We start from the raw sequence: 3,814 nt of genomic DNA, 5'->3' as shown, positions 1-3,814 counted from the left end.
CGCGGGCGACGCCGCGCTGCGCGCCGCGCGCACCTCGCTGCAGGTGCACGGCGCGATCGGCTACACGGCCGAGCACACGCTGCGGATCTGGCTGGGCCTCGCGCCCGCGCTGTCCGCGGCGTGGGGCACGCCGGATTTCCATCGGGCGCGCATCGCCCGCGACATCCTTCCGAAGGAGCGGTGATGTCTTTCGAACCCGATGAGGATCAGCAGGAGCTCGTCGCCCTCGTGCGCGGGATCCTGAGCCAACGCGCCGACAGTGCGGCGACGCGTCGGGCCCTGGAGTCGGACCAACGGTTCGACGCCGACCTGTGGCGTCTGCTCTGCGAGGAGGTCGGCATCACCGGCATGGCCGTCCCCGAGGAGCACGGCGGCGCCGGCTTCACACTGCGGGAGGCGCAGCTGGCGCTGGAGGAGATCGGCTACGCGCTCGCGCCGTCGCCGTACCTCGGCTCGGTCGCGATCGCGGCGCAGGCGATCCTGGCCGCGGGCGATGCGGAGGCGTCCGCCCGACTGTTGCCCGGCATCGCGGAGGGATCGTCGGCGGCGGCGCTCGTGTGGGCCGACCCGTCCGGACGCTTCGCCCCCGACCACATCGACGTGCACGCCGAGGCCGACGGGGAGGCGTGGACGCTCACCGGCACGGCGGGCTTCGTGCTGGACGGGCTGCCCGCCGACGTGCTGGTCGCGGTGGCCCGCACCGCCGACGGCCCGCGCCTGTTCGAGGTGCTCGACGCCGCGGCGGTCGCGCGCGAGGACGACCCGACGATGGACCAGACCCTGCGGCTCGCCACCCTCCGGTTCGACGGGGTCCCTGCCCGTCCGCTCGGCGACGGCGATCCCGCCGTGCTCGACGACGTGCGGGCGCTCGCGCTCGCGGCGGTCGCGGCGGTGCAGGCGGGCACAGCGGCGCGGGCCCTCGACGACACCGTGGCCTACGCGCAGCAGCGGGTGCAGTTCGGGCGACCCATCGGCTCGTTCCAGGCGCTCAAGCACCGCATGGCCGACCTGCACGTGCGGGTGGAGGTGGCGCGCACCGCGTCCCGCGCGGCCGCCGACGCCCTCGCGTCCGGCGCCCCCGACCGCGCGGAGCTGGCTACGATCGCGAAGGCCGTGTGCTCGGAAGCGCTCACCCGGGTCGCGGGAGAGATGATCCAGCTGCACGGCGGGATCGCGATCACGTGGGAGCACGACGCGCACCTGGTGTTCAAGCGCGCGCACGCCCTCGGCACCCTATTCGGCACCCCGCGCGAGCTCCGCGCCGCCGCCGAGCCCTGGGCCCTCGCACGCCTCTGACCGCAGCCCTGGCGGCGGCCTCAGCGGCGGAGCGGGGTGGTCTCGGCCCAGTCGGTGTACTTGCGGCGCTCGCGGAACAGCCAGCGGCCGTCCACCCGCACGAGGTCGTCGTCGTAGCGGTCGGCGAGGGTGAAGCGGATGCGTCCCTCCGAGGTCTCGCGGATGTGGTGCGACAGGCAGCCCGTATGCACCCGGGCGGTGTCGCCTCGCACCTCCACATCGCTCGGAGACAGCGCGTGACTGGTCGCCACGAAGGCCGTGAGGGCCTCGAACGCCGCGACCAGCTCCGCCGTCCCCCGCGGCGTCTCGGCCGGGTGATCGGCACGCGGCCGATACAGGAGCATCCGCCCGTCCGGCACGAACAACGACGCCATGTCGGCGAACCTCCGCTGATCGGCGTAGCGCCCGTACCGCAGGATCGTGCGGGTGATGTCGAGCCAGTCCGCGAACTCGGCCGTGCTCACCGGGGTCCCTCCGCGCGTCGACGGTGCAGCGGTGTCGCGGCGTCCGCGGCCCAGGTGGTGCGTCGGCGGTCGGGCTCCGCAGCCGGCAGCGGCTCCACCGCCACCAGGGTCTCACGGCTGCGCCGGGCGAGCTCCTGGTAGATGCGCACGCCGTTCCGCTTCCACTCCTGCGCGTCGTCGTCGAGGAGCCCGACCACCCGCGCCGGGGCTCCAAGCGCCTTCGACCCGGGCGGGATCACGGTGCCCGCGGTGACCACGGCACCTGCGCCCAGCAGCGCGTCCGCCCCGATCTCGGCGCCGTCGAGCACGGTGGCCCCGATGCCGATCAGCGCGAACGACCCGATGCGGCAGCCGTGCAGCACCGCACCGTGGCCGACGTGGCTGTGCGGGTCGAGCACCGCGTCCGCACCGGGGAACGCGTGGATGACGCACGAGTCCTGCACGTTCGACCCCTCCCCCACGACGATGCGACCGAAGTCTCCGCGCAGGCTCGCGAAGGGTCCGATGTAGCAGCCGGGACCGATCACGACGTCACCGATCAGGCTCGCGGTCTCGTGCACGAACGCGGTCGGGTCGACCACCGGCACTACGCCGTCGAACGCGTACGACGGCATCAGGCGACCTGACCGCCGTCGATGACGAAGTCCTGTCCGGTGCAGTAGCTGCTGGCCGGGCTCGCGAGGTAGGCGACGAGTGCCGAGATCTCCTCGGGCCGGCCCGCGCGCGGGATGGGGATGCGTGAGATGAACCCGACCCCCGCCCGGGTGTCCTCGGTGATCATGGGCGTGTCGACGGCGCCGGGACACACGGTGTTCACGCGGATGCCGCTGCCCGCCAGCTCGCGGGCCAGCGCGTGGGAGACCCCCCGCAGCCCCCATTTCGACGCCGAGTAGGGCACGCGGTTGGCGTAGCCGGCGACCCCGGCCGTCGAGGCGATGTTGATGATCGAGCCGCCGTCGCCCAGGAGCGGGAGCAGCGCCTGCACGCCGAGCATGGGGCCGATGAGGTTCACGTCGAGCGTGAGACGGATGACGCGCTCGGCCGTTTCCGCGAGCGGTCCTTCGGGGCAGAACCCGGCGTTGTTCACCAGCACGTCCACGTGGCCGAACCGCTCGCGCGCAGCCTCGGCGACCGCGCCCCACGCGTCGGCGGAGGAGACGTCGTGCGCGAGGCCGATCGCGCGATCGCCGTACCCGGCCGCGACCTCCTGCACGGCCGCCCCGTCGAGGTCGGTCAGCACCAGGTCGGCGCCGAGCTCGTGGAACAGAGCGGCGTGCGAGCGGCCCTGCCCTCCGGCGGCGCCGGTGATGACGGCGACGCGTCCGGTCAGGTCGATGACGGGTTTTGCACTCATGGGGTTCCTCCGCGATAGTGATCGAACAAACGTTTGCTTGAGAGATGGGAGACGGCATGCCGCGCCTGCACCACATGGGCATCACCGTGAGCGACACGGCGGGGGCCGCCGCGTTCTACGCCGCCGCGACGGGCGGCACGGTGACCGGCCCCCTGGTCAAGAGCGGCCCCGCGGTCGAGGCCGCGACCGGACGCCCCGGTGCCGAGATCCTGCTCACGTTCGTGCGGCTCGACGACGGCGTCTTCCTGGAGCTCGCGGAGTACCGCGGGGTCGACGCTGCGCGCATCGACCCGCACAACGGCCACATCGGCGCTGCCCACCCCGCGATCACGGTGCCCGACATCGCGCAGAGCCTCGCGCGGCTGGCGGAGCTCGGCCACCACCCGCTCTCGGCGGTCATGACCGCGACGGCCGGACCGCTCGACGGCTTCCGCTACGTGTACGTGCTCGGGCCCGACGACGTGCGGGTCGAGCTGCTGCAGGAGCCTCATCCCGGCACCGCCTGACCGGCGCCGTCGAGCAGCCGCAGGTCGGCGGGGTCCAGCGTCAGCTCGACCGCCGCGACGGAATCCCGCACGCTCTCCGGCCGGCTCGCACCGGGGATCGGGATCAGCACGGGCGATCGTGCGAGCAGCCACGCCAGCACCACGCGCTGCGGGCTGACGCCGGAGCGCGCCGCCACCTCGGCCACGGGCACGGG

Annotated in this window: 7 protein-coding genes; 3 read left to right on the top strand and 4 right to left on the bottom strand. The window is 73.8% G+C overall.

All coding sequences use genetic code 11. The features are described 5' to 3' along the window. Together DW309_RS16190 and DW309_RS16185 are read left to right on the top strand one after the other, a co-directional pair. On the top strand, nucleotides 1-184 hold a 184-nt coding region (locus tag DW309_RS16190), incomplete at its 5' end, for an acyl-CoA dehydrogenase family protein (protein ID WP_136045948.1). Beyond that, nucleotides 184-1,296 carry an acyl-CoA dehydrogenase family protein gene (locus DW309_RS16185; RefSeq protein ID WP_136045947.1) on the top strand — a complete coding sequence of 371 codons (1,113 nt, stop codon included), beginning with the start codon at nucleotides 184-186 and terminating at the stop codon, nucleotides 1,294-1,296. The genes DW309_RS16190 and DW309_RS16185, both read left to right, overlap by 1 nt. Nucleotides 1,297-1,316: 20 nt before the next feature. Here the strand turns inward: DW309_RS16185 and DW309_RS16180 are convergent, their stop codons facing one another. Genes DW309_RS16180 through DW309_RS16170 form a run of 3 tightly spaced genes read right to left on the bottom strand, consistent with a single transcriptional unit; the run spans nucleotide 1,317 to nucleotide 3,114 of the window. Continuing rightward, nucleotides 1,317-1,760: a nuclear transport factor 2 family protein gene (locus tag DW309_RS16180; RefSeq protein ID WP_168387307.1), complete on the bottom strand. Its 444-nt coding sequence runs from the start codon at nucleotides 1,758-1,760 to the stop codon at nucleotides 1,317-1,319. Beyond that, complete coding sequence (locus tag DW309_RS16175; protein WP_136035313.1) at nucleotides 1,757-2,374, bottom strand: gamma carbonic anhydrase family protein; 618 nt, start codon at nucleotides 2,372-2,374, stop codon at nucleotides 1,757-1,759. The genes DW309_RS16180 and DW309_RS16175 overlap by 4 nt, the downstream gene beginning before the upstream one ends. Then, nucleotides 2,374-3,114: an SDR family NAD(P)-dependent oxidoreductase gene (locus DW309_RS16170; RefSeq protein ID WP_136045945.1), complete on the bottom strand. Its 741-nt coding sequence runs from the start codon at nucleotides 3,112-3,114 to the stop codon at nucleotides 2,374-2,376. Before DW309_RS16170 ends, DW309_RS16175 begins: the two co-directional genes overlap by 1 nt. A gap of 56 nt (nucleotides 3,115-3,170) precedes the next feature. Between DW309_RS16170 and DW309_RS16165 the strand changes: the two genes are divergently transcribed. Then, nucleotides 3,171-3,620: a VOC family protein gene (locus DW309_RS16165; RefSeq protein ID WP_168387306.1), complete on the top strand. Its 450-nt coding sequence runs from the start codon at nucleotides 3,171-3,173 to the stop codon at nucleotides 3,618-3,620. Here the strand turns inward: DW309_RS16165 and DW309_RS16160 are convergent. After that, on the bottom strand, nucleotides 3,602-3,814 hold a 213-nt coding region (locus DW309_RS16160), incomplete at its 5' end, for an aldo/keto reductase (protein WP_205812837.1). The genes DW309_RS16165 and DW309_RS16160 overlap by 19 nt on opposite strands.

This window comes from Microbacterium sp. K41 (assembly GCF_004794395.1).
Taxonomy (GTDB): Bacteria; Actinomycetota; Actinomycetes; order Actinomycetales; family Microbacteriaceae; genus Microbacterium; species Microbacterium sufflavum.
This window is presented reverse-complemented; position numbering and strand designations above follow the sequence as displayed.

Bases quoted from the DNA above. Each gene is read 5' to 3' on its own strand.
- DW309_RS16185 (WP_136045947.1), top strand. From the start codon at position 184: ATGTCTTTCGAACCCGATGAGGATCAGCAGGAGCTCGTCGCCCTCGTG.
- DW309_RS16175 (WP_136035313.1), bottom strand. From the start codon at position 2,374: ATGCCGTCGTACGCGTTCGACGGCGTAGTGCCGGTGGTCGACCCGACC.
- DW309_RS16170 (WP_136045945.1), bottom strand. From the start codon at position 3,114: ATGAGTGCAAAACCCGTCATCGACCTGACCGGACGCGTCGCCGTCATC.
- DW309_RS16165 (WP_168387306.1), top strand. From the start codon at position 3,171: ATGCCGCGCCTGCACCACATGGGCATCACCGTGAGCGACACGGCGGGG.